The organism is uncultured Cedecea sp. (genome assembly GCF_947498825.1).
Lineage (GTDB): Bacteria > Pseudomonadota > Gammaproteobacteria > Enterobacterales > Enterobacteriaceae > JGM124.
The window spans coordinates 15,328-38,019 of sequence record NZ_CANMLV010000031.1 but is presented as its reverse complement, the minus strand read 5'-3'; the positions used below and the strand labels follow the sequence as shown (position 1 = coordinate 38,019).

The following is a 22,692-nucleotide window of genomic DNA, read 5'->3' as shown; positions in this document are numbered from 1 at the left end:
GGTCGGCGAGAGAGGATTCGAACCTCCGACCCACTGGTCCCAAACCAGTTGCGCTACCAAGCTGCGCTACTCGCCGATGTACTGCTTTACTGCAAATACTGTGCTTCAAAAGCAAAACCTCGCCTGAGCGAGGCTTTCTGAATGTGGTCGGCGAGAGAGGATTCGAACCTCCGACCCACTGGTCCCAAACCAGTTGCGCTACCAAGCTGCGCTACTCGCCGAAATACTGCTTTACTGCTGTTTAATTTAGGAGTGGTGCGAAGGGAGGGACTTGAACCCTCACGTCCGTAAGAACACTAACACCTGAAGCTAGCGCGTCTACCAATTCCGCCACCATCGCAATGTGTCACTTCTAAATTAATGGGGTGGCTAATGGGACTCGAACCCACGACAACTGGAATCACAATCCAGGGCTCTACCAACTGAGCTATAGCCACCACTGTAAACCTTTTCACGCGGTATAAATACCACCGCAGCTCCAGCACCCTTAGTAATGGTGCGCCCGACAGGATTCGAACCTGAGACCTCTGCCTCCGGAGGGCAGCGCTCTATCCAGCTGAGCTACGGGCGCGTAGCGCCGTTGCGGGGTCGGATAATACGGACTTCGCGCCCAACTGTCTAGTGATAATTTAAAAGAAAATGCGTATTTGGTTATGGTTTGCGCATCCGATAGTTTATCCGTCTATTTTTTCAGCGAGATGACGTGTTCTGCCAGTAATAAGTCGATAGATAAGACTCACCACAACTAAAAACACCGCCCCCACCACCAGCGATAAACGTGTCGCGTCGTTCAGCCCCATACCGACGAGTACACAGACCAGGAAAGCCATTGTCAGGTAATTAACCCAGGGAAACAAAATAGAACGGAAGGGATGCGTTTTCAGAGCTTCGCTGTGTTCACGCCGAAAACGTAGCTGACTTATCAAAATCACAAACCACGGCACCATACCAGGCAATACACTGGCGCTATAGACATAAACAAAGACACGCTGCGGGTTAGGGATCAAATGGTTCAGGCATGAACCCACTAGCAGCACCAGGATCGATATCAGAATACCGGCAACCGGAACCCCATTACGCGACACTTTCGCCATCGTCAAAGGGAGCTGACGGTTTCTCGCCAGGGCGTAAAGCATACGGCCACAGCTGTACATTCCACTGTTACAACCCGACAAGGCTGCGGTTAATACCACAAAGTTAATGATCCCGGCTGCAGCGGTAATGCCAATCTTCGCAAAGGTGAGAACAAAGGGACTGCCACTGCTGTCCATTTGATTCCACGGGAAGATGGTCACGATAACAAAAATAGCGCCAACATAAAAAATCAGAATACGCCACAATACCTTGCCAACTGCACTACGCAGCGTGACTTGAGGATTTTTGGCTTCTCCTGCGGTCATACCTATCAACTCAACACCTTGATAGGACGCGACAACAATACAAAGCGCCATCAAAAAACCTTTCCAGCCACCGGCAAAAAAACCGCCATGCTCGGTCAGGTTGCCAAAGCCCGTAGGGTGCCCGTTATAACCTAAGCCAAAGAAAATAATACCGAGCCCAATCACTATCATCACGATGATGGTGGTGACTTTAATCATCGCAAACCAGAATTCAATCTCACCATATAACCGGACGGCTGCAAGATTAGCCAGTGCCACGAGCCCAACGGCTATCAGTGCCGGTATCCATTGAGGTAATTCAGGGAACCAGAACTGCACGTAGACGCCAATGGCGGTTATCTCCGAGATACCCACAGCCATCCACATAAACCAATACGACCAAGCCGTAAGGTAGCCAAAGAAGGGATTCATATAGCGATGAGCATACATAGCAAATGAACCCGTTACCGGCTCGATATACAGCATCTCGCCCATCGATCGCATAATGAAAAAAACAAACAATCCTGCGATGATATAAGCCAGTAATACAGAAGGTCCCGCCCACTGCAATGTACTGGCTGATCCCATAAACAGCCCCACTCCGATAGTGCCACCTAGTGCAATAAGCTCGATATGTCTGGCTTCGAGTCCTCTTTGCAATTCGGCTTTTCTTTCTGCCATAAACCCCTCTGTTCTGGTGTCGTGTCCGGTTGATACCGAGTGTTGTTATATTTTGCGTCGCTGACCAGATAGCTGTAAAAATCACCAGCCAAGTCAAAATAAGGCGGCAATAGTTTCGTATTTTTATGTAAATTACAAATAATGACTGGGATAGTCATGAAAAATGAAAGTAAATTACCGGCTAAACCTCATACGCAAAAACGCGCCAAATGGCGCGTTTTATTGTTATTCATTAGGCTGTCAAAGCTTGCCGCTGTAATGCCATCCCAGATAGCGTAATAGCTTAAGCTGCCGCTTAATGCGACTTGGCTGAGACAGCAGACGATACAGCCACTCCAGCCCCAGGTTTTGCCAGATCTTAGGCGCACGTTTAACATGCCCGGTAAAAACATCATAAGTGCCCCCCACACCCATATACAGAGCATCTGGCTGCACCTCACGACAGTCACGCATAAACACTTCCTGGCGTGGTGAGCCCATAGCAACTGTCACTATCACCGCCCCACTGGCACGAATACGTTCAAACAGTGCCGGGCGCTGCTCATCACTGAAGTAACCGTCTTGGGTTCCGACAATATTCACCTGCCAGAGCCGACGCAGCTTATCTTCCGTTTGTGCGAGGATCTCAGCTTTTCCCCCCACCAAAAACACCGGCGTACCTTCAGCGCCCGCACGTTGCATCAGCGCCTCCCAGAGATCGGCTCCTGCCACACGGCTGACTTCAGCCCCTGGATATTTTTTGCGGATAGAACGAACGACGCTTATTCCGTCAGCATATTTATATTCAGCAGCAGCAATCAGTTCTCCCATCTCAGACGTACTCTCTGCGGTAAGAATTTTTTCCGCATTGATCGCCACAAGCGTACCAGAACGCAGTTGGTTATTAGCATAGAGATAGTCCAAAGCATGCTGCATATTGCGCCAGCCTAACAAGTTAAGCCCACGAATACTGTATTTTGGCGCATCTGTCAGGTTGTTCATGTTTATCCTTATCACGCGTTTTGATTATCACGAGCGGGAGCTGCTGTTCGGCGATGATAAATAAGCCCTGCCACACTGAATAACCAGTAAAGTAGTTTTGCCATCAGCAAACAGAGGCCAAATACCACACTGAAAAACACGACACGTGAAACAAACGAATCCAGTCCCTCACGAGCCAGTACTATCATATTAAAAATAGCACCAAAGCAGAATGCATAGGTCACCGCCGCTTGATAACGGTTGGTATCCTGATTCGCCCGCTCATACAACCAGTCAAACCATTTGATAATTAAGCCAACCACTATTGCACCCAACGGGATGAAGGCGATTCCCCCCATCACTACCAAAGAGCCTATCAGCGTCGGCGATATCGCCAGACCGGAATGGTTATTCAATACTTCCCAGGTAAAATAGTTAGCCGAATTTAATACTGCACTCGGTCTTTCAGGCCACATCCAACTCGGAATAAAGACATAGAAGTCGCGTACAACAGGAGCCAGCCCCTGGAAGGATATTTTGTCGTAGTTTTGCAGCAATAGCGCTAAGTTTTCCCAAGGTGAGAAAGTATCGCGCGTCAGATATAAGAAAGTATAAAACGCTTCATCACCACTGACATTTAAACCATAACGTTTTAACGCCAACCAGAACATACCAACAATGGCAAATACTCCGGCCGCGACCAGCATCCACAGTGAAATCCAGCCGCGAATAATCCCGATAAACAGGAAAATGGCAAAGGCGATAATAATATTGGCGCGAGTACCGCCGACTATCATATAGGTCAGTAAACCAAAGGAGACAGTACTGACCAAGAAGAACAACCAGGCTCGTCCATCTTGCTTCAGAAAATAGACCACCAGCATGGCAGGAATAAAGAAGTAGAAGAAGCGTTTAAGGGCCACGCCCGAGACCTGACTTGAAAATATCTGACTATAGGAATTGAGCTTGAACAGCAGGAAACCATTATTCATAAAAAAGACTGAGACACTGGCCAGAGCAACCAATGCCAGCAAGATCCACAGTAAATGAGTCTCCACTCGACTCATAGTAAATAGTGGTCGCTGGTTTAGCGCATCTTTCTTTCTGGTGAGTCGCGTTTTATAGGCAACATAGTAGATGCCATAGAAACAGGTCGCCGCTAATTGCGCCTGTAAGAGCACTTCAGCCGGAACGACCTCGACGCCGAAACGAAAAACCAGTACGCAGGTAAACGGAAAACCGAAGAAAAAAGTCAGCAAATACAAAAACGAGAAAAAGACGTTGAAATTAAATCGTACCCGGCGGAATTCCTGGTAAGTCAGCAAGCCGATAAAGACCACGCTTATCAGCCAGATAACAAACAAACCACCGAATTGCAGTAAACTCATGCCTCCTCTCCTGCTGCAATAGCAAGTGCCTTACGCCAGCCATTCACATAACCGGGATTAAAAAAGGCGATATGCTGCTTATCCACTGACGCTAATGCCTCCCGGGCAGCACGTATTACCGACTCACTCAGGGGGTCATCAGTAAATAAGAACGGGATCATCTGTTCCTGCAAATCCTGCCAGAACGGGTTTTTTCGACTCAACACGCAAGGAATGCCCGCCTGAATAAGTAAACAAAGCGTACCGATACCCTGCTGGCGCTCAAAAATAAAATAACCCAAATCACATTGCTGCAATAGCGACAGATAAGCAGGAAATGCCATATTCTCTGTTAACAGCTGGATATGTTCCGGGCTGAACAACTGCTCTGCAACCTTACGCACTTCAGCAATATAAGCGCCATTATTATTCGGATATCCCATCGGAATAACGACTCGCACCGTGTCACCAAATTTGGTCGAAATAGCGCGTAAGGCTTCAATATGCTGATTACTCCTGTCACCGGAGTTACCCACTAATATCGCTAGCTTTTCATCAGATGCATGGTCAGGCGCTGCCAGATTATTGAGCGTAGGATCCATTCGGGTCGGGAAATAGAGCAAATCACCGGGAACCTTCGGGTTGCGCTGGTGAAAATAACTTAAATCTCCCCGGGTTGCGAACACCTGACCGACTCTCTTATGTGCCCTTCTGCGCAGTAAATAAAACAGCCGAAACTTCCACGCTTGCGAGGCTTCATACAAATCAGCCCCCCAGATATGCCAGTTGACCTGTTTACGCTTCAGGCCTCCTGTGAGTAATGCCAGCCACAAACGCGCGTTAAACTGACCATGGAAGAAAAAGTGCTGGGCACTTCGGGCACGCGCTTTCGCCAATACCGCAACTGTCATCGCCTGCTTTGTGGGATACAGCGTAATGGCGAGTTCCGGAAAAGCAGAAACTAATGCCTTATCTTGGGAGACCACCCAAAATTCACGGCTGTGCGGACTGATAGTGACGAGAACGTCATTAAAAAAACGCAGTACCGTCTGATTATGATGCGGGAGATCTGCTCCCAAAACGTGAATCAGTGTTGTCATTCTCGCCTACGATAAACAAAGAAAACGCCACAGCAGAGCGTAAAATAGACAATATAGGTTGCCATATATGCCTGGGCTGCACCTGCAGCTCCCTGGGTTGGGATCAACCAATGGGAAAAGCCGGTTAACAGAACAAACTGGCTGATTTCAGCCAGAATATAAAAACGCAGTGCCGCTTTAGCAATAATCAAATAACCAAAAACGTACGATCCGACTTTCAGTACATCGCCCACCAATTGCCAGGCAAACAAGTCTCGCATCGCAATAAACTGACTGGAGAACAGCAACCAAATTGCAAAATCACGTAACAGCCATACCAGTAAGCTGGCACAAGCCACAGCAGGCAGAACAAACTTAAGCGCCCGAATAACTTCCTTGATAAGCTGTTGCTTTTCCTTGAGACGCGCCAGAGTCGGTAATAGCCAGACACTGAATGAGGCGGTAATAAACTGGAGATAAGCATCAGAGATACTGCTAACCCCCTGCCAAAGTCCAACTTCATCCCAGCTATAATATTTTGCCAGCAGGTTTCGCATCATCACATAGGCAACGGGTAAGGTAACGGCAGTTATCAAAGCCATTAAGGTAAATTTACCCAAATGGCTGGCCAGTACGCTATCCCAGCGAGGTCGCAGATAATGCAGGGGAAAATACCCTCGCTTAATCAGTATCGTCATTGCAGGTATCATCACCAAGGCTGGTACCAGCGCCAGTCCAAATAATGCCCCTGAATAGCCACCCAGGCGATAACACAGATAGTAAGCCACGACCCCAATTGCACTACCGATAATCAATGCCAGCGCATTCCCGGCCGCATCACGGTAACCTTTGAGAATAGCCAGCGAAAGGTTTGCCCAGGCGATCCCCAGTTGCACCAGCGCGACTAAACGCACCAGTCCCTGGTAATCAGGGCTGTCAAACAATACCTCACTAACTGGCCGGGCTGCCACGACAAAAATAATCGCCAGTAATGATGAAAAGCCCAGTACCATCGCGGATGAAGTCCCCACAACGCGTTCAAGTTGCTGTGGGGAGTCATGATGCTGAGCAATGTATTTGGTCACACCGTTAAAGATACCGGCTCCCGCCAGTACCCCAAGAACCGTGACAAGCTGACGAAAGTTTCCTGCCAGGCCAACGCCTGCGGGCCCGAAAGAGACCGCCAGCATCTTAATAATAATTAACCCCGCACCAATCTTTACCAGTGTCGAGGCAGCGGTCCATATCGATGCTTTAGCCAGAGACATATCAGGCTAAGTAACTGAGCAAGGTATTGATAACAGTACGCTGGTTTACCAGAGATAAGTTATAAAACAGCGGTAACCGAAGTAAACGTTCGCTTTCTTTGGTGGTGAACTTATCTTCGCCATGGAAAGTGGTAAATTTCTCGCCTGCTGGTGAGCTATGCAGCGGAATATAATGGAAAACCGCCATAATTTCGGCTTCGCGCAGATAGGCTATCAGCGCACTACGATCGTCAATATCGCGCAGTTTGAGATAGAACATATGGGCATTATGCACACAGCCTTCAGGAATAACAGGAAGCTCGATACGCCCGGTTTTAGCCAGCGGAGTCAGTGCCTGATAGTAGTTATTCCACAAAGCCAGGCGCTGCTCATTAATCGTGGTTGCAGCTTCCAGTTGCGCCCAAAGGAAAGCCGCCTGAAGGTCTGCCATCAGATAGCTTGAACCAATATCCCGCCAGGTATACTTATCCACCAGGCCCCGGAAAAACTGACTACGGTTGGTGCCCTTCTCACGAATCACTTCCGCCCTTTCTACCAGTTCAGGTGAATTGATTAGCGTCGCGCCACCTTCACCGCCCGCGGTGTAATTCTTAGTTTCATGAAAGCTAAAGCAACCAATATGGCCGATAGTGCCCAGCGCCCGACCTTTATAGGTCGACATCACACCCTGAGCAGCATCCTCGACAACAAACAAGTTATGCTGCTTAGCAATCGCCATAATGGTGTCCATCTCACAGGCCACACCAGCATAGTGTACCGGCACAATAGCGCGGGTTTTATCAGTAATCGCTGCGACTATTTTAGTTTCATCGATATTCATGGTGTCCGGACGAATATCAACAAAAACAATATGTGCTCCACGTAAGACAAAAGCATTAGCAGTGGAAACAAAGGTATAGCTAGGCATGATCACTTCATCGCCAGGCTGGATATCCAGCAAAATCGCGGCCATTTCCAGAGAAGCAGTACAAGAAGGGGTCAGCAGTACTTTTTTGCTATGAAACCGCTGCTCCATCCATTGCTGACAGCGACGCGTAAATCCGCCATCGCCACAGAGTTTGCCGCTGTTCATTGCAGACTGTATATATTCGCTTTCAGTACCAACAACCGGAGGAGCATTAAATGGGATCATGTTTTCACCTGTATAGCCAAAAAGCGGTACTGTCTATCGTGGCACCACATTGAATGTAGAGTCGTAAAGCCGCCCGATTACTCACCTGAGTTGCAATACGTAAAGTCGTCAAACCACGCTGTTGACACCAGCTCTGGGCCGCCGCCATAAGCGCATTGCCCATACCTCGCCCGGCGAGTAAACCAATTCTCGCCTCTTGTGTATTAAGCTGCCTGAGCGTCACAAACCCTTGGATAACATCAGCTTGTTTGAGCAATAAACATTGGTTATCGAAAGTGCCATGGACTGCATTTTCTACCCACTGAGCATAAAAGTGGCCACTGTCATGAGGTTGATACCAAGGGGCACGAAACCGGCTTTGCTGAAAAACACCCGCAGCTTGTTCCCTCAGAACGTCAATATGCTCAACCTCCGCGACCTTAAAGTCAGCGACTGCATGCTGCTGTTTAACTGGCAGACAAAGGTCAACTTCCCCTTCAACGAACTGGAAACCTAACGCTTGTAAACTATCCAGCCAATCCGTGCGATGCGCAGGAATTTTGGCCTGTACGCGGGACCAGCTATTCAACCGGCTTTGCGTTAATGGTTCCGCATCAGCACTGATACGCACCAGACTGCTGTTAACACCAAAAAACTGATTCTCCCAGTTTAGCGGTTCAAGCGTTGCGTGGATGGCCTGCATTATCGCCAGACACCTTTGGTATCAACAATCCAGGATTGTGTTATCTGTTCACTCTTGATGGCTTTAAATTCGTTATGGTCAACCAGCAACACCAGGACATCCGCTTGCTGTAACGCCTGTTCAAGCGATACCAGTTCACTATCAGCCGTAAGCTTTTCAGGGAGTGAATGAATATTAGGCTCAACGATCAGCGTCTTGCCGCTATGCCAGGAGGCCAGAGTGGCGGCAATATTCCTTGCCGGGCTCTCACGTAAATCATCGATATTCGGCTTAAATGATAAACCAAAACAGGCAAGGGTCACTTCACTGGCACGACGGCCGGTCTCAGACAGGCAATCAGCTATCGCCGCTTTTGCACGATCGATAACCCACTGCGGTTTACCGTCATTGACTTCGCGAGCAGTACGGATCAAACGCGCATGTTCAGGACTTTGCGCCACGATAAACCAAGGATCGACCGCGATACAGTGCCCGCCTACGCCGGGGCCTGGCTGTAAAATATTCACCCGTGGATGGCGATTAGCGAGGCGGATCAATTCCCAGACGTTAATGCCATTATCAGCGCAGATAAGCGAAAGTTCATTGGCAAAGGCAATATTCACATCACGAAAACTATTTTCGGTCAGCTTACACATTTCCGCAGTACGTGAATGGGTCACAACACACTCACCTTCGAGAAAAATATTATAGAGATCGCAGGCCTTAGCAGAACAGACTGCCGTCATACCACCAATAACGCGATCGTTTTTAATCAGCTCAGCCATCACCTGGCCTGGCAGAACACGTTCCGGACAGTAAGCAATATTGATATCAGCCTGTTCCCCGGTTTGCTGTGGAAAACTGAGATCCGGACGTAATGCCGCCAGCCAGTCAGCCATCTGCTCAGTGGCGCCCACCGGCGATGTTGACTCCAGAACGACCAGAGCACCTTTTTTTAACACCGGAGCAATAGACTCAGCAGCCGCCTTCACATAAGCCAGGTCTGGTTCATGGGAGCCTTTAAAAGGCGTTGGAACAGCAATCAAATAAGCATCAGCGACGACCGGACGAGTGACAGCACGTAAAAAACCTTTTTCGACGGCTGTTTTTACGACGACATCTAAATCAGGTTCAACAATATGAATTTCACCACGATTAATGGTATCAACCGCATGCTGATTAACATCCACCCCGATAACCTGACACTGACGAGAAGCAAAGGCTGCCGCGGTCGGTAAACCGATATAACCCAAGCCAACAACGGATATAGTTGTAAAACTCATGATGCTACCTGACTTTGTTTCAATGCATTCAAAATTCGGTGACAAGCCTGACCATCACCATAAGGGTTATACGCCCGACTCATCGTTTGATAACTTTGGTCATCACGTAGTAATTCATTTACTGCTTTAATAATAGCGTCTTCATTAGTGCCAACTAAGCGTACCGTTCCTGCCTCAACGGCTTCTGGCCGCTCAGTGGTATCTCTCATCACCAGAACGGGTTTACCTAAAGATGGCGCCTCTTCCTGAATACCGCCGGAGTCGGTCAGAATCAGCCAGGCTTTATCCATCAGATAAACAAAGGGTAAATACTCTTGTGGTTCAACCAAAATGACGTTATCGACATGACCCAGAATTCGTCTGACTGGCTCTCTGACATTAGGATTCAAATGAACGGGATAGACTACCTGTACATCGCGGTTTTGTGAGGCAATAGTCGCCAGAGCATGACAAATATGCTCAAAGCCACTGCCAAAACTTTCCCGCCGGTGCCCGGTAACCAGAATCATTTTTTTAGTGCTATCAAGAAATCCTAGCCGTTGTTCAATGCTCTGACGTAAAGGACCGGCAGATAACATACGATCACGTACCGTCATCAAGGCATCAATAACCGTATTTCCGGTCACATGAATCTGTTTATCTGCCACATTTTCACGTAATAGATTTTGCCGTGAATTTTCTGTCGGCGCAAAATGCCAGGTGGCGAGATGTCCGGCCAGAATGCGATTAGCCTCTTCAGGCCAGGGGGAGTAAATATCACCGGTACGCAGTCCGGCCTCAACATGCCCGACATGAATACGTTGATAAAACGCGGCAAGGCTGGCCGCAAAGGTGGTGGTAGTGTCACCATGCACTAGCACGATATCTGGTTTGAATGACTCAAGGATAGGTTTCAGCCCTTCAAGGATCCGACAGGTTATTTCGGTAAGCCCTTGCCCCGGTTTCATGATATCCAAATCATAATCCGGTTTAATGGAAAACAGGTTTAACACCTGATCCAGCATCTCCCGATGCTGTGCTGTTACACAAACTCTTGCTTCAAAAAACGCGTCACGCGCCAACGCATCAACCAAAGGCGCCATTTTTATGGCCTCTGGCCGTGTGCCAAAAACAGTTAACACTTTCACAGTGATTCTCTTTTGTTAATAAGGTGGGAGCAATCCGTCGTTTCACACCTGGGCAGGCTCTTTATCCATCATAGTTCAAGCTTGCTACTTTCACTCAGCCAAATCACTGAGTTCAGTAAGTGATTTGGCTTTCTTTACGTAGCACCACCAATAACTTACATTATTTGGGGTCTGTCATATTTTTTACGGCGAGCTAATGCTATGCCGGCGCCAATAAGAGCCCCTACTGCCCCCCACATAATCATCAAGAATGCACGACGAGGGCTATCACGTTTAACCGGTTCTTCGGGTGTCCGTAGATAGCGGTAGGTTTGAAAATGATTATCGATAACAGGACCAAGATTTAATGTGCTTAATAGCGCTATATTTTGGTCGTAATCAAGGCTGGAAGCAGGTCCCATAGCCTGAAGGTTTTCCAGACGAGCCTGTAACATCGGGCGTCCCAGCATGAACATTTCAGAGTCAGGAATTTCTTCAGCGGGAACACCGGTCATACTGCGAGTGATATTCTGTTGCTGCGCAATTTTCAAAGCTTCTTCAATGCTTTTTAGTTTCCTGTCATAGATAGCTCTGGCAACGGCTTCTTCTCGTTTCACCTGCGCGTTCAGTTGTGTCGTTTTTGCCGCCCAGCGGCCAGAGAGCTCACCATTAAGATGCCCTGAGGCACGCTGACTGCTGAACGCAACATACTGACGTAGCAAAAGATTAGCATCTGATGCTGTTTCTGCCACCAGTCTGACACTGTCATTGATACTTTTCAGCGGATCACCAGGAGTAAACTGGATATCATTAATCAGCTCATCCAATAGAGCGGCATCGGGACGGCTATCGCCAACCTGACGCTGCTTGTAATAATCCGTCTGTAACCAGAATTCACGCCGAGTATCATAGGCCGCAAGTTGTCGGACAAACTCGTTATAAGCCCCCTCCAGCACCGATGGCTGGTCAACGGGAATCAAACCCGGCTGTAAATCCTGGCTACGCAAGAACTGTTGCTGAGTGTAGTAAGGTCCCAACATCGTTACCGTCGGATTGTCGGTAATGGCAGTTGCACTCCACTCTTGCCGGGCAAAAAAAGTATATGCAAGTGCTACTAATGCAAAAGTGACAGCAATACCTGCTATCCAGAGTTTTCCTTGCCACAGTGAACGGAACAGACCTCGAATATCCAGTTCATTGTCGATTATCGCCTGCCTGCCTGGTTTATGCTCTTGCATTACGTCCCCTGTTATCAAGGTTAAACTTTTACGTCATTAGGTCCATTTTTACGGATACGACGTTTATGTCTTCTAATAAACCGTGCCACTTTCCAGGCATGTTTAATACAATAGTCGTATAGCACAAAAGCAAGCAAGAATAATGCCAACATTACCCACTCTGGAATAAAATTCACATTTTCACCCACTACACCAACAGCAGCCAGTAATACCGCAGCCAGAGTAATCAAGACAAAAGCCTGACGGGAGGTAAAACCAGAACGCATAATTAAGTGATGAATATGCTGACGGTCAGGAGCGAAAGGACTCATTCCTTTTCTTAAGCGACGATACATAATCGCCACCATATCCATCAGCGGGATAGCAATGATCCATAACGCAGTAACCGGACTAATTGCATGTGTATCACCTTGGGTTGCCTCCAGTAAAATCCAGATAACAGTAAAACCAATCAAGGTGCTTCCGGCATCTCCCATAAAAACTTTAAAGCGTCGTCCGAGAATGCCCAGATTTAACAAGATATAAGGAAGAATTGCAGCAATCATTGCAAAACATAACATTGCTAAACTATGTTGCCCGGAGATTAATAGGATAATTCCCATTGCGGCAAAAGATACAGATGATAAACCACCCAATAAACCATCAATACCATCCACCATATTAAAGGCATTGATCGCAGCCCATACGGCAAATAACGTCAGGAAATAACCAAACGGCCCCAAAGTCATATCAAAGTTGCCGAAGATATAGCCGAGGCTTGCAAGATGCAAGTCTGCAAAGACCATCATAACGATGCCGACAATAGCTTGGATAGACGCACGAATTTTTACACTAATATCAAAGCGATCGTCCAACGCACCGATAAATACCAGTACTCCGGCACAAAAAATATAAAGGGAAGAATGCGGAATATAATACTGCGCAATCAGCAATGCAAAGCATATTCCAGCGTAAACAGAGATGCCCCCGACCAATGGAATCAGTCCCTGATGTCGTTTGCGGAAATTCGGTTTATCAACCAAACCGATTCTTTTAGCCACTCTTCTTGCGAAGAATATAAATACACTAGTGAATAAAAAAATCAGGGTTAAATCAGTTGCAGCATTAATTAGATTCACAATGCAGACTCTCTGAAAAATATGTTGTTATGGGTTTACAGCCGAAAATGATTCTGCCCTAAAAGAGTTAATTCCCACTCTCGTTGAACAACGCATTCGTAACTTGTAATCAAATTATAAATTCGTGTTTAAAACGGTTTCATCTTCTGTTGAACAAAACTGTCTGCTTATCGTATCGGGGAAGCAACAAAAACGCCACGGCTTAGCGTGGCGTTTTTTGCATATTTATACATAACCTAAATCATTTACACCGTAAAAGGGTATAAATGCACCTATCCTGAAAAACTGACAACAAGTCAACAACCAGAATCGGTAAAAAAATCAACACGCCGCAATATAAAAGACGACAAAAATATTACGAACGCTTCATCATATCGAAGAAGTCGTCGTTCGTTTTTGTCATTGCCAGCTTGTTGATCAGGAACTCCATCGCATCAATCTCACCCATAGGGTGAATAATTCTGCGTAAGATCCACATTTTCTGTAGCTCTTCTTGTGAAGTCAGCAACTCTTCTTTACGGGTACCAGAACGGTTGTAATCAATCGCCGGGAAGACACGCTTCTCAGCAATTTTACGTGAGAGGTGCAGTTCCATGTTGCCGGTACCTTTAAACTCTTCATAGATAACTTCATCCATTTTCGAGCCAGTATCAACAAGTGCGGTCGCGATGATAGTCAAACTACCACCCTCTTCAACATTACGTGCAGCACCAAAGAAACGCTTAGGACGATGCAAGGCGTTAGCGTCGACACCACCGGTCAAGACCTTACCAGAGGCAGGAACAACGGTGTTATAGGCACGCGCCAGACGGGTAATAGAATCAAGCAGGATGATAACGTCTTTTTTATGTTCAACCAGACGCTTCGCTTTCTCGATAACCATTTCAGCAACCTGAACGTGGCGAGAGGCAGGTTCATCAAAGGTTGAAGCAATAACTTCACCTTTTACCAGACGCTGCATCTCGGTAACTTCTTCCGGACGTTCATCAATAAGCAGAACCATCAGCACACAGTCAGGATGATTGTAGGCAATGCTCTGAGCAATATTTTGCAGCAACATGGTTTTACCGGCTTTCGGCGGCGCCACAATCAAACCACGCTGGCCACGGCCAATCGGTGAAGCCAGGTCAAGAACGCGAGCGGTTAAATCTTCTGTTGAACCATTACCACGCTCCATGCGCAAACGTGAGTTTGCATGCAGTGGTGTTAAGTTTTCGAACAGGATTTTATTACGGGCGTTTTCAGGTTTGTCGTAGTTAACTTCGTTAACTTTCAACAGCGCGAAATAACGCTCACCTTCTTTTGGCGGACGAATCTTACCAGAAATGGTGTCTCCGGTGCGGAGGTTGAAACGACGGATTTGACTGGGAGAAACGTAGATATCATCGGGGCCGGCGAGGTAGGAACTGTCTCCAGAGCGGAGGAATCCAAATCCATCCTGCAGTATTTCCAGTACGCCATCACCAAAGATGTCTTCACCACTCTTAGCATGTTGCTTCAAGATGGCAAAAATAATGTCCTGCTTACGCATACGGGCCAAGTTTTCCAGCCCCATATTTTCGCCGAGAGTAATCAGCTCAGAAACCGGCGTATTCTTTAATTCGGTAAGATTCATAATGGTGGGTTCTTAAACTCGGGGGAAATCTCAAACTTAGTTTCGTGTAAGGAATGGTTGAATTATCCATACCTGTTAAGTGGTCACCACGCATGTCTGGTATCCGCCTGGTCGTAGGAAAAACACAGAACTGAAACGACGGAATGAGTGATAAACCCGGAATCGGTCATGCATCCTTCATTATGTGCTGACAAAGAAAATATATTAAACAGCATATAGATAGGAGGCATTGGGTATTGCTAAAGATTTAAACTACAAGACAAGTTCAAAACGCAGTGGAGATAACTTAGCATGACTAAAGCCGGGCGTCCAGCGGCTGACAAAAAAAGTCAACCCTGTACGCGCCGGAGCAAAATTTCATTACGCCAAGTTAGCGTCCAGAAACTCTTTTAACTGACCTTTAGACAGCGCACCCACTTTAGTCGCAGCCACTTCGCCATTTTTAAATAACAGCAACGTAGGAATGCCACGAATACCGTATTTAGGTGCAGTGCCTGGATTCTGGTCGATGTTCAGTTTAGCCACGGTCAACTGACCTTGGTATTCATCCGCTATTTCATCAAGGATTGGAGCAATCATTTTGCAAGGACCACACCACTCAGCCCAGAAGTCGACCAGGGTCACTCCATCGGCTTTTAGTACGTCTGTCTCGAAACTGTCATCTGTCAGGTGAATAATTTTATCGCTCATGTTCTACTCCACAGGATTATGTCTACCTTGTTGGTGTAGTATTAACCAACATAGGGTGACTTTATTTCACCCCGTTTATTTCAACGGATGTGCTTTCGTAAAGCAATAGTAAACTGATATTCTACCACACTATGAGCAAAACACATTTGACCGACAAGAAGTTTTCCGACTTCGCCCTGCACCCTAAAGTAGTTGAAGCCCTTGAATCAAAAGGATTTCATAACTGCACTCCTATCCAGGCATTAGCGCTTCCGCTAACGCTTGCGAATCGTGATGTGGCAGGGCAGGCGCAAACCGGTACAGGCAAAACGATGGCGTTTCTGACGTCAACGTTCCATTATTTACTTTCACACCCGGTTCCTGAGAACCGTCAGGTGAATCAACCTCGCGCATTAATCATGGCTCCAACCCGTGAATTAGCGGTGCAGATTCACTCCGATGCAGAGCCTCTGGCTGAAGCTACAGGTTTAAAATTAGGACTCGCCTACGGCGGCGATGGCTACGATAAACAGCTTAAAGTGCTGGAAAGCGGCGTCGATATTCTGATTGGTACCACAGGTCGTTTAATCGACTATGCCAAACAAAACCATATTAATCTGGGCGCCATCCAGGTCGTCGTACTCGACGAAGCGGATCGTATGTACGATCTTGGCTTTATTAAAGATATTCGCTGGTTGTTCCGTCGTATGCCAGCGGCTAATCAGCGCTTGAATATGCTGTTCTCCGCCACCCTCTCCTATCGTGTACGTGAGCTGGCATTTGAACAAATGAACAATGCGGAATATGTCGAAGTTGAACCGGAACAAAAAACGGGGCACCGCATAAAAGAAGAGTTGTTCTATCCATCCAACGAAGAAAAAATGCGTTTATTACAAACGCTAATTGAAGAAGAATGGCCAGATCGCGCCATTATTTTTGCTAATACTAAACATCGTTGTGAAAGTATCTGGGGCCATTTGGCTGCGGATGGGCATCGCGTGGGTCTCCTGACTGGCGATGTCGCGCAGAAAAAACGTCTGCGTATTCTTGAATCATTCACTCGTGGTGATTTAGATATTTTAGTCGCAACAGACGTAGCAGCACGCGGGTTACATATTCCTGAAGTAACACACGTGTTTAACTACGATCTTCCGGATGATTGTGAGGACTATGTGCACCGTATTGGCCGTACAGGTCGTGCCGGGGCCAGTGGCCACTCAATCAGTTTAGCATGTGAAGAATATGCGCTGAATGTTCCTGCAATTGAGGCCTATATTGGTCACTCAATTCCGGTCAGCAAATATAATCCCGATGCGTTGTTAAATGAACTGCCAGCACCAAAACGTCTGTCTCGTAGCCGTCCAGGTAATACACAGCGTCGTGGTAGCTCAGCACCCCGTAGTCATCGTCGACGCACAGGTTAAAAGTTATGACAGGTTCGGCCTCACTGTATGCAGCAATCGATTTAGGTTCTAACAGCTTTCATATGCTTGTAGTACGTGAGGTTGCGGGAAGCATACAAACCCTCTCCCGCATCAAAAGAAAGGTACGTCTTGCCGCAGGCTTGAACCGTAATAACGTACTTTCTCCCGAAGCTATGGAACGCGGCTGGCAATGTTTGCGTTTATTCGCAGAACGATTGCAGGATATACCCCAAGGCCAGATTCGGGTTGTGGCAACAGCAACATTACGCCTTGCCGTTAACGCTGATGAGTTTCTGGTTAAAGCGGAAGAAATTCTCTCCTGTCCGGTACAGGTTATTCGTGGTGAGGAAGAAGCCCGTTTAATTTACCAGGGCGTGGCCCATACCACTGGTGGAGCCAATCAGCGGCTGGTTGTCGATATTGGTGGGGCCAGTACTGAGCTGGTTGCAGGAACCGGGGCCCAGGCTACGTCCCTGTTCAGCTTGTCGATGGGCTGCGTTACTTGGCTTGATCGTTTTTTTAACGACAGAAACCTGACACAAGAAAATTTTTCTGCGGCTGAGGCCGCTGCCAGTGAGATTCTGGAACCGGCTCTGGTTACTCTAAAACAGAACGGCTGGAAAGTTTGCGTTGGTGCTTCGGGAACCGTACAAGCACTACAAGAAATCATGATGGCTCAAGGCATGGATGAGCGAATCACACTGCCGAAATTACAGCAACTTAAGCAACGAGCCATTCAGTGCGGTCGTCTTGAAGAACTGGAAATTGAAGGTCTGACCCTGGAACGGGCCTTAGTATTTCCCAGCGGTCTCGCCATTTTGATTGCTATCTTCAAACACCTGAATATCGAATGTATGACGCTGGCAGGCGGTGCGTTACGCGAAGGTCTGGTATATGGCATGTTGCATCAGACGGTTGATCAGGAAATTTGCCAAAGAACCGTACAGACCATCCAGCGACGCTTTATGGTGGATATTCATCAGGCAAAACGTGTCGCACAGCTGGCAGAAAATTTCGCTGCCCAAGTCGCGATACCGTGGAAACTGGATGCATTAAGCCAACTGTTACTGACCAGCAGCGCGTTATTGCATGAGATTGGTCTGAGCATCGATTTCAAACGAGCACCACAGCATGCCGCTTATCTGGTCAGTAATCTTGACTTACCTGGCTTTACGCCTTCACAGAAAAAACTGCTGTCGACCCTGTTATTTAACCAGACTAATGCCATCGATCTTTCGTCCTTGCATCAGCAAAATGCGGTGCCACCACGTACCGCAGAACGTCTTTGCCGTTTGCTGCGACTGGCGATTATTTTTGCCAGCCGCCGCCGGGACGATATCCTGCCGATTATCGCGTTAGAAGCAGAGGGGGAAGTATTACAGCTATCGTTACCTGATGACTGGCTAACGAAACACCCCCTCGGAAAAGAATTACTGGAACAGGAAACCTTGTGGCAAAGCTACGTTCACTGGCCTCTGATGGTTAACTGAGTTATTTTTTCTTCGCTTTTGCCAGCATTTCTCGAATGCTGGCAACATTATTTTGCCCTTTTTGCATCCGCTCCTCCTGGGAAACCACTTTACGCTCGGTTTCCCACAATACGTCATCCTGTGGTAACTCCAGCAAAAAACGGCTCGGTTCCGGGCGTATCAGTTCGCCATACTGGCGTCGTTCTTTACATAGCGTAAAAGTCAGCTCTTTCTGTGCGCGGGTAATACCAACATAGGCTAATCGACGCTCTTCATCGACATTATCTTCATCAATACTACTCTGATGGGGCAGTAACCCTTCTTCCATTCCGACCAAGAATACATAGGGAAACTCCAGCCCTTTGGAGGCATGTAAGGTCATCAACTGGACTTGATCAACCTCTTCTTCGCTCTCGCCTCGCTCCATCATATCCCGTAAGGTAAAGCGCGTTACCACTTGCGTTAATGTCATCGGTTCATCAAGATCGTTACCTTCAAGCATCTCTGTCATCCAGCCAAATAGCTGATTAACATTTTTCATGCGCATTTCTGCCGCTTTCTGACCCGGTGAGGTTTCGTAAAGCCAGCTTTCATAATCCATGCCATGAATCAAATCTCTTACGGCAGCGATAGGTTCACGCTCAGAGAGGCGGGCAATCTCCGCAATCCAGTGGGTAAAACGCTGCAACGCCTCAAGCCCTCGCCCCGTCAGGGTCTGACTCAATCCCAGATCAAAACTGGCATTAAATAAACTTTTATTGCGCCCTGCTGCCCAGTCACCCAGTTTTTGTAAGGTTGCCGGGCCAATTTCACGTCGGGGCGTATTCACTATTCGCAAGAAGGCACTATCGTCATCAGGATTAGTCAACACGCGCAAATAGGCGAGCAGGTCTTTGATCTCTGGTCGGGAGAAAAAGGACGTTCCCCCCGAGATACGGTATGGAATGCGGTTTTGCATTAACATCTTTTCAAAGACCCGTGACTGGTGGTTACCGCGATACAAAATGGCATAATCACCGTAACTAGTCTTATTAATAAAGTGATGAGCTATTAGTTCACCCACGACTCTTTCTGCTTCATGCTCTTCATGATTGGCGCTGACAACTTTTAATTCACAACCATAGCCCAGCTCTGAAAAGAGACGTTTTTCGAATACATGGGGATTATTAGCAATCAGGATATTTGCCGCTTTTAAAATACGTCCGGAAGAGCGGTAGTTTTGCTCAAGCTTAATCACTTTTAATGCAGGAAAATCCTGATTCAGCAGCACCAAGTTTTGTGGTCGCGCACCGCGCCAGGAATAGATAGACTGATCGTCGTCCCCTACTACTGTGAAACGAGCCCGGCTACCAGCTAACAGTTTTACCAACTCATATTGACTGGTATTGGTATCCTGATACTCATCCACCAACAAATAGCGAATACGATTTTGCCAGCGCTCCCTGACCTCTTCATTGCGTTGCAGCAGCAGCGTGGGTAGCAAAATCAAGTCGTCAAAATCCAGGACATTGCAGGATTTCAGATAGCTATCGTACAAACCATAACAATGCGCAAAAATACGGTCTCGTTCACCTTGTGCCTTGGCAGCAGCCCCAGCAGGCGTGAGTAAATCATTCTTCCAGTTCGAGATAGTGGAAATAAGCTGTTTTAATAAAACCTTATCGTCTTCAATCAACCCTTCCGTCAGTTCTTTAAGCAATGCCGTCTGATCGGTGTCATCAAATAGCGAGAAGTTAGCCTTAATGCCCAGTGCGGCATATTCCCGCTTGATGATTTCTAATCCCAGGGTATGAAAGGTCGCAATCATTAATCCGCGAGCTTCTTTACGCCCAAGGGTTTGTGCAACACGCTCTTTCATTTCACGCGCGGCTTTATTGGTAAAAGTCACCGCCGCGATATGGCGAGCCTGGTAGCCACATTCACGGATCAGATGCGCTATTTTATTGGTGATAACGCGTGTTTTGCCTGAGCCCGCACCTGCTAAAACCAGGCATGGCCCAGTGACAAATTCGACCGCTTGTTGTTGACCAGGGTTTAGGCGCATAAAATCACTCAATGAAAGTCAGGAGGGAAGAAATTCAGCGTGGTAGTATAGCGAGCGTAATCCACATGACTCAAGGTAACATCATGGCAAAAACTGCTGCAGCACTACATATCCTTGTTAAAGAAGAGAAACTTGCCCAAGAGATTCTCACCGAACTAAAGAATGGTGGTGATTTCGAAAAACTGGCTAAGAAACATTCAACTTGCCCGTCAGGCAAAAAAGGCGGTCATTTAGGTGAGTTTCGCCAGGGCCAGATGGTACCTGCGTTTGATAAGGTCGTCTTCTCCTGCCCGGTGCTGGAACCTTTCGGTCCTCTGCACACGCAATTCGGCTACCATATCATCAAAGTGTTGTACCGTAATTAAATCAAGGGTTCAAACTCATTGAGATATTCCGACTAGCGGGATCACACCGGATACTCGCTAGTCGTATATTTTATGGTAGAAATAATGGATGCTTATTAAGAAACGTTTTAACCGTCTGTGTCCATCGACTGTAATATTTCATAAGGCAAAACCATTCCAGCGCCGAGTTGGGATGTTGGCCGTTCTACAAACCCCAGTTTAATATAGAACTCTTCTCGATTTTTTGCCGACATACAATAAATATCAGCCTCTGGACTTGCATTATTTTTAATATAATTAAGTATTTTATGCATTATTTTCTTTCCTATACCAAAATGCCGCTGATATGCAGGAAGGACCATTACGTCCTGAATAGAAAACGCCAAAACACCATCACCAACAACCCGTCCGCTACCAACCGTCATTCCATTATCATGTGCGGAGCAAATATATAATGAATTATCGATCGCTTTTTTAGACGACACCTCATCAGATACAGACCAGCCAACAGACTGTCGTAATAAATTATAATCTCTGGCAGAGAGGTTATAATCATAATATTCAATATTCATGCTATGATATTTCTTTGTTAAGAAGTGATTCACGATAGTCAGAGAATGCCTGAATAGCTTTATTGATATGTCCTGGTTCATGTAGTGCAGTTACCGTCATCCTGATACATTCATGTCCTTTAGGCATCGTCGGATATGGGCAGGAGGTCACATACAGACCGTATTTTTTATAGAGAATCTTTGAAAATTCAACCAACATTTCAGTATTGGGTATACGAACAGATACAATAGGAAAGCCATTGTTATTATAGGTTTCGAATCCTGCATTTTCTAGCCCGACAATTAATGATCTGGTTAATTTGTGAACATGAGACTTGATAATATCACCTTCTTTTTCAAGAAGATCAAGTCCTGCATTTAAGATGCCAAATGCAAATGGGATAGGCTGCTGAGAATAATCAAGAGGTCTGGAAAAAGCCAATAGTGTCCGCTTTAACTCACGTGAAACGCCTGCAAAAGCCATTGCTGCTCCCATGTTTTTTGCCGCTCCCGCAATATAAAATATATTTTCATATGAAAGATCCAGATAGTTAACAATCCCAGAACCATTCCCGTAGGGATTATTTCTTGGTGAACCAACCAGACCAAAACCATGGGCATCATCAATAAAAAGAATCGCATTATATTTGACTGCCAAAGACTGGAGTTCAGCAAGATTCAGATAATTTCCAGTAATACTATAAACCCCATCAAGACAAATTAGTTTATGCCGTGCATTCTGGTATTTCTTCAAAATACTCTCAAGTTGATTTAAATCGTTATGCTCATAACTATGCAAAATTGCTCCTTTATCTCGCGCTAATTGAGCGCCATGAAACATAATTGCATGTGCAGATTTATCCATAACGATAAGATCATTATGTTCAACTAAAGCAGGAATAATTCCAATACATCCAAGATATGTATTCGTAGTAATGAGTGCATCTTCAGCCCCAATAAAATCAGCCAGCCGTTCTTCAAGTTCATGACATATCTGATAATGGCCGGTAAGTCTTGCTCTACCAGTGTGTAACCCATAATCCATAGTAGCCTTAATAGCTTGCGGTAAAAGATCGTCCTGACGCTTATCAAAACCAAGATAGTTTCCTGATGCAAAATCGATAATTTCGTCACCATAAGCATCCAGAAAAACTCTATTTTTGGATTTTGAAATACTCACATCGTATTGTGAGCTATCAGTAAGCAGTCGATATAAATCCTTACGTATACCAGACTGAATATTATTAGCCATATTATTAAGAACGGAATACATTTATACTATCCTTAGTTAGATTATTGATAAA

Annotated in this window: 19 protein-coding genes and 5 tRNA genes; 3 read left to right on the top strand and 21 right to left on the bottom strand. The window is 46.5% G+C overall.

Going from position 1 to position 22,692, the window contains the following annotated elements:
* Positions 1-2 precede the first annotated feature (2 nt).
* From Q1A40_RS21305 to trxA, 18 genes are all read right to left on the bottom strand, one after another.
* Positions 3-76: transfer RNA gene (locus Q1A40_RS21305), tRNA-Pro, on the bottom strand.
* 68 nt (positions 77-144) lie between these two features.
* A tRNA-Pro gene (locus Q1A40_RS21300) sits at positions 145-221 on the bottom strand.
* A gap of 32 nt (positions 222-253) precedes the next feature.
* Positions 254-340 (bottom strand) — tRNA-Leu (locus Q1A40_RS21295).
* 21 nt (positions 341-361) lie between these two features.
* Positions 362-437 (bottom strand) — tRNA-His (locus Q1A40_RS21290).
* Between the two features lie 57 nt (positions 438-494).
* A tRNA-Arg gene (locus Q1A40_RS21285) sits at positions 495-571 on the bottom strand.
* Positions 572-674: 103 nt separating this feature from the next.
* Complete coding sequence (locus Q1A40_RS21280) at positions 675-2,060, bottom strand: amino acid permease (RefSeq protein WP_300005074.1); 1,386 nt, start codon at positions 2,058-2,060, stop codon at positions 675-677.
* A gap of 240 nt (positions 2,061-2,300) precedes the next feature.
* Positions 2,301-3,041: a lipopolysaccharide N-acetylmannosaminouronosyltransferase gene (gene wecG / locus Q1A40_RS21275; RefSeq protein ID WP_300005071.1), complete on the bottom strand. Its 741-nt coding sequence runs from the start codon at positions 3,039-3,041 to the stop codon at positions 2,301-2,303.
* 11 nt (positions 3,042-3,052) lie between these two features.
* Entirely contained in the window at positions 3,053-4,408 is a 1,356-nt protein-coding gene (gene wzyE, locus Q1A40_RS21270; RefSeq protein WP_300005068.1) for an ECA oligosaccharide polymerase, read from the bottom strand.
* On the bottom strand, positions 4,405-5,487 hold the full coding sequence (locus tag Q1A40_RS21265) for a TDP-N-acetylfucosamine:lipid II N-acetylfucosaminyltransferase (RefSeq protein WP_300005065.1): 1,083 nt from the start codon (positions 5,485-5,487) through the stop codon (positions 4,405-4,407). Before Q1A40_RS21265 ends, wzyE begins: the two co-directional genes overlap by 4 nt.
* On the bottom strand, positions 5,484-6,734 hold the full coding sequence (gene wzxE / locus Q1A40_RS21260) for a lipid III flippase WzxE (protein ID WP_300005062.1): 1,251 nt from the start codon (positions 6,732-6,734) through the stop codon (positions 5,484-5,486). The genes Q1A40_RS21265 and wzxE overlap by 4 nt, the downstream gene beginning before the upstream one ends.
* Before the next feature lies 1 nt (position 6,735).
* Positions 6,736-7,866: a dTDP-4-amino-4,6-dideoxygalactose transaminase gene (rffA, locus tag Q1A40_RS21255; protein ID WP_300005059.1), complete on the bottom strand. Its 1,131-nt coding sequence runs from the start codon at positions 7,864-7,866 to the stop codon at positions 6,736-6,738.
* A gap of 4 nt (positions 7,867-7,870) precedes the next feature.
* On the bottom strand, positions 7,871-8,548 hold the full coding sequence (rffC, locus tag Q1A40_RS21250; protein ID WP_300005057.1) for a dTDP-4-amino-4,6-dideoxy-D-galactose acyltransferase: 678 nt from the start codon (positions 8,546-8,548) through the stop codon (positions 7,871-7,873).
* Complete coding sequence (gene wecC, locus Q1A40_RS21245; RefSeq protein ID WP_300005055.1) at positions 8,548-9,810, bottom strand: UDP-N-acetyl-D-mannosamine dehydrogenase; 1,263 nt, start codon at positions 9,808-9,810, stop codon at positions 8,548-8,550. Before wecC ends, rffC begins: the two co-directional genes overlap by 1 nt.
* Complete coding sequence (gene wecB / locus Q1A40_RS21240) at positions 9,807-10,937, bottom strand: non-hydrolyzing UDP-N-acetylglucosamine 2-epimerase (RefSeq protein ID WP_300005051.1); 1,131 nt, start codon at positions 10,935-10,937, stop codon at positions 9,807-9,809. The genes wecC and wecB overlap by 4 nt, the downstream gene beginning before the upstream one ends.
* A gap of 155 nt (positions 10,938-11,092) precedes the next feature.
* A complete protein-coding gene (wzzE, locus tag Q1A40_RS21235) occupies positions 11,093-12,154 on the bottom strand; it encodes an ECA polysaccharide chain length modulation protein (RefSeq protein ID WP_300005048.1) in 1,062 nt (353 codons plus the stop codon).
* 20 nt (positions 12,155-12,174) lie between these two features.
* Positions 12,175-13,272, bottom strand: a complete 1,098-nt coding sequence (gene wecA / locus Q1A40_RS21230) for a UDP-N-acetylglucosamine--undecaprenyl-phosphate N-acetylglucosaminephosphotransferase (protein WP_300005045.1) — start codon at positions 13,270-13,272, stop codon at positions 12,175-12,177.
* A gap of 355 nt (positions 13,273-13,627) precedes the next feature.
* A complete protein-coding gene (gene rho / locus Q1A40_RS21225) occupies positions 13,628-14,887 on the bottom strand; it encodes a transcription termination factor Rho (protein WP_259053407.1) in 1,260 nt (419 codons plus the stop codon).
* A gap of 360 nt (positions 14,888-15,247) precedes the next feature.
* On the bottom strand, positions 15,248-15,577 hold the full coding sequence (trxA, locus tag Q1A40_RS21220) for a thioredoxin TrxA (RefSeq protein WP_259053409.1): 330 nt from the start codon (positions 15,575-15,577) through the stop codon (positions 15,248-15,250).
* 131 nt (positions 15,578-15,708) lie between these two features.
* Here trxA and rhlB point away from each other — a divergent pair, with 131 nt between their 5' ends.
* Complete coding sequence (rhlB, locus tag Q1A40_RS21215) at positions 15,709-16,980, top strand: ATP-dependent RNA helicase RhlB (RefSeq protein ID WP_300005039.1); 1,272 nt, start codon at positions 15,709-15,711, stop codon at positions 16,978-16,980.
* Positions 16,981-16,985: 5 nt separating this feature from the next.
* Positions 16,986-18,470 (top strand): guanosine-5'-triphosphate,3'-diphosphate diphosphatase, encoded by a 1,485-nt coding sequence (gene gppA, locus Q1A40_RS21210; protein ID WP_300005036.1) that lies wholly within the window; start codon positions 16,986-16,988, stop codon positions 18,468-18,470.
* A gap of 1 nt (position 18,471) precedes the next feature.
* Here gppA and rep read toward each other — a convergent pair whose 3' ends face one another.
* Positions 18,472-20,493 carry a DNA helicase Rep gene (gene rep, locus Q1A40_RS21205; RefSeq protein ID WP_300005033.1) on the bottom strand — a complete coding sequence of 674 codons (2,022 nt, stop codon included), beginning with the start codon at positions 20,491-20,493 and terminating at the stop codon, positions 18,472-18,474.
* Positions 20,494-20,576: 83 nt separating this feature from the next.
* Between rep and ppiC the strand changes: the two genes are divergently transcribed.
* Entirely contained in the window at positions 20,577-20,858 is a 282-nt protein-coding gene (gene ppiC, locus Q1A40_RS21200; protein WP_300005030.1) for a peptidylprolyl isomerase PpiC, read from the top strand.
* 107 nt (positions 20,859-20,965) lie between these two features.
* On the opposite strand, the gene Q1A40_RS21195 is transcribed toward ppiC, so the two are convergent.
* Complete coding sequence (locus Q1A40_RS21195) at positions 20,966-21,409, bottom strand: GNAT family N-acetyltransferase (RefSeq protein ID WP_300005027.1); 444 nt, start codon at positions 21,407-21,409, stop codon at positions 20,966-20,968.
* A 1-nt stretch (position 21,410) separates the two neighbouring features.
* A complete protein-coding gene (locus Q1A40_RS21190) occupies positions 21,411-22,661 on the bottom strand; it encodes a pyridoxal phosphate-dependent aminotransferase family protein (RefSeq protein WP_300005024.1) in 1,251 nt (416 codons plus the stop codon).
* Between the last annotated feature and the right edge of the window lie 31 nt (positions 22,662-22,692).

Excerpts from the sequence above, each read along its gene's own strand:
- wecG (WP_300005071.1), bottom strand. The coding sequence starts at position 3,041 with ATGAACAACCTGACAGATGCGCCAAAATACAGTATTCGTGGGCTTAAC.
- wzxE (WP_300005062.1), bottom strand. The coding sequence starts at position 6,734 with ATGTCTCTGGCTAAAGCATCGATATGGACCGCTGCCTCGACACTGGTA.
- Q1A40_RS21280 (WP_300005074.1), bottom strand. The coding sequence starts at position 2,060 with ATGGCAGAAAGAAAAGCCGAATTGCAAAGAGGACTCGAAGCCAGACAT.
- ppiC (WP_300005030.1), top strand. The coding sequence starts at position 20,577 with ATGGCAAAAACTGCTGCAGCACTACATATCCTTGTTAAAGAAGAGAAA.
- Q1A40_RS21190 (WP_300005024.1), bottom strand. The coding sequence starts at position 22,661 with ATGTATTCCGTTCTTAATAATATGGCTAATAATATTCAGTCTGGTATA.
- wzzE (WP_300005048.1), bottom strand. The coding sequence starts at position 12,154 with ATGCAAGAGCATAAACCAGGCAGGCAGGCGATAATCGACAATGAACTG.
- rho (WP_259053407.1), bottom strand. The coding sequence starts at position 14,887 with ATGAATCTTACCGAATTAAAGAATACGCCGGTTTCTGAGCTGATTACT.
- wzyE (WP_300005068.1), bottom strand. The coding sequence starts at position 4,408 with ATGAGTTTACTGCAATTCGGTGGTTTGTTTGTTATCTGGCTGATAAGC.
- wecC (WP_300005055.1), bottom strand. The coding sequence starts at position 9,810 with ATGAGTTTTACAACTATATCCGTTGTTGGCTTGGGTTATATCGGTTTA.
- gppA (WP_300005036.1), top strand. The coding sequence starts at position 16,986 with ATGACAGGTTCGGCCTCACTGTATGCAGCAATCGATTTAGGTTCTAAC.
- rffC (WP_300005057.1), bottom strand. The coding sequence starts at position 8,548 with ATGCAGGCCATCCACGCAACGCTTGAACCGCTAAACTGGGAGAATCAG.
- rep (WP_300005033.1), bottom strand. The coding sequence starts at position 20,493 with ATGCGCCTAAACCCTGGTCAACAACAAGCGGTCGAATTTGTCACTGGG.
- rffA (WP_300005059.1), bottom strand. The coding sequence starts at position 7,866 with ATGATCCCATTTAATGCTCCTCCGGTTGTTGGTACTGAAAGCGAATAT.
- trxA (WP_259053409.1), bottom strand. The coding sequence starts at position 15,577 with ATGAGCGATAAAATTATTCACCTGACAGATGACAGTTTCGAGACAGAC.
- rhlB (WP_300005039.1), top strand. The coding sequence starts at position 15,709 with ATGAGCAAAACACATTTGACCGACAAGAAGTTTTCCGACTTCGCCCTG.
- Q1A40_RS21195 (WP_300005027.1), bottom strand. The coding sequence starts at position 21,409 with ATGAATATTGAATATTATGATTATAACCTCTCTGCCAGAGATTATAAT.
- Q1A40_RS21265 (WP_300005065.1), bottom strand. The coding sequence starts at position 5,487 with ATGACAACACTGATTCACGTTTTGGGAGCAGATCTCCCGCATCATAAT.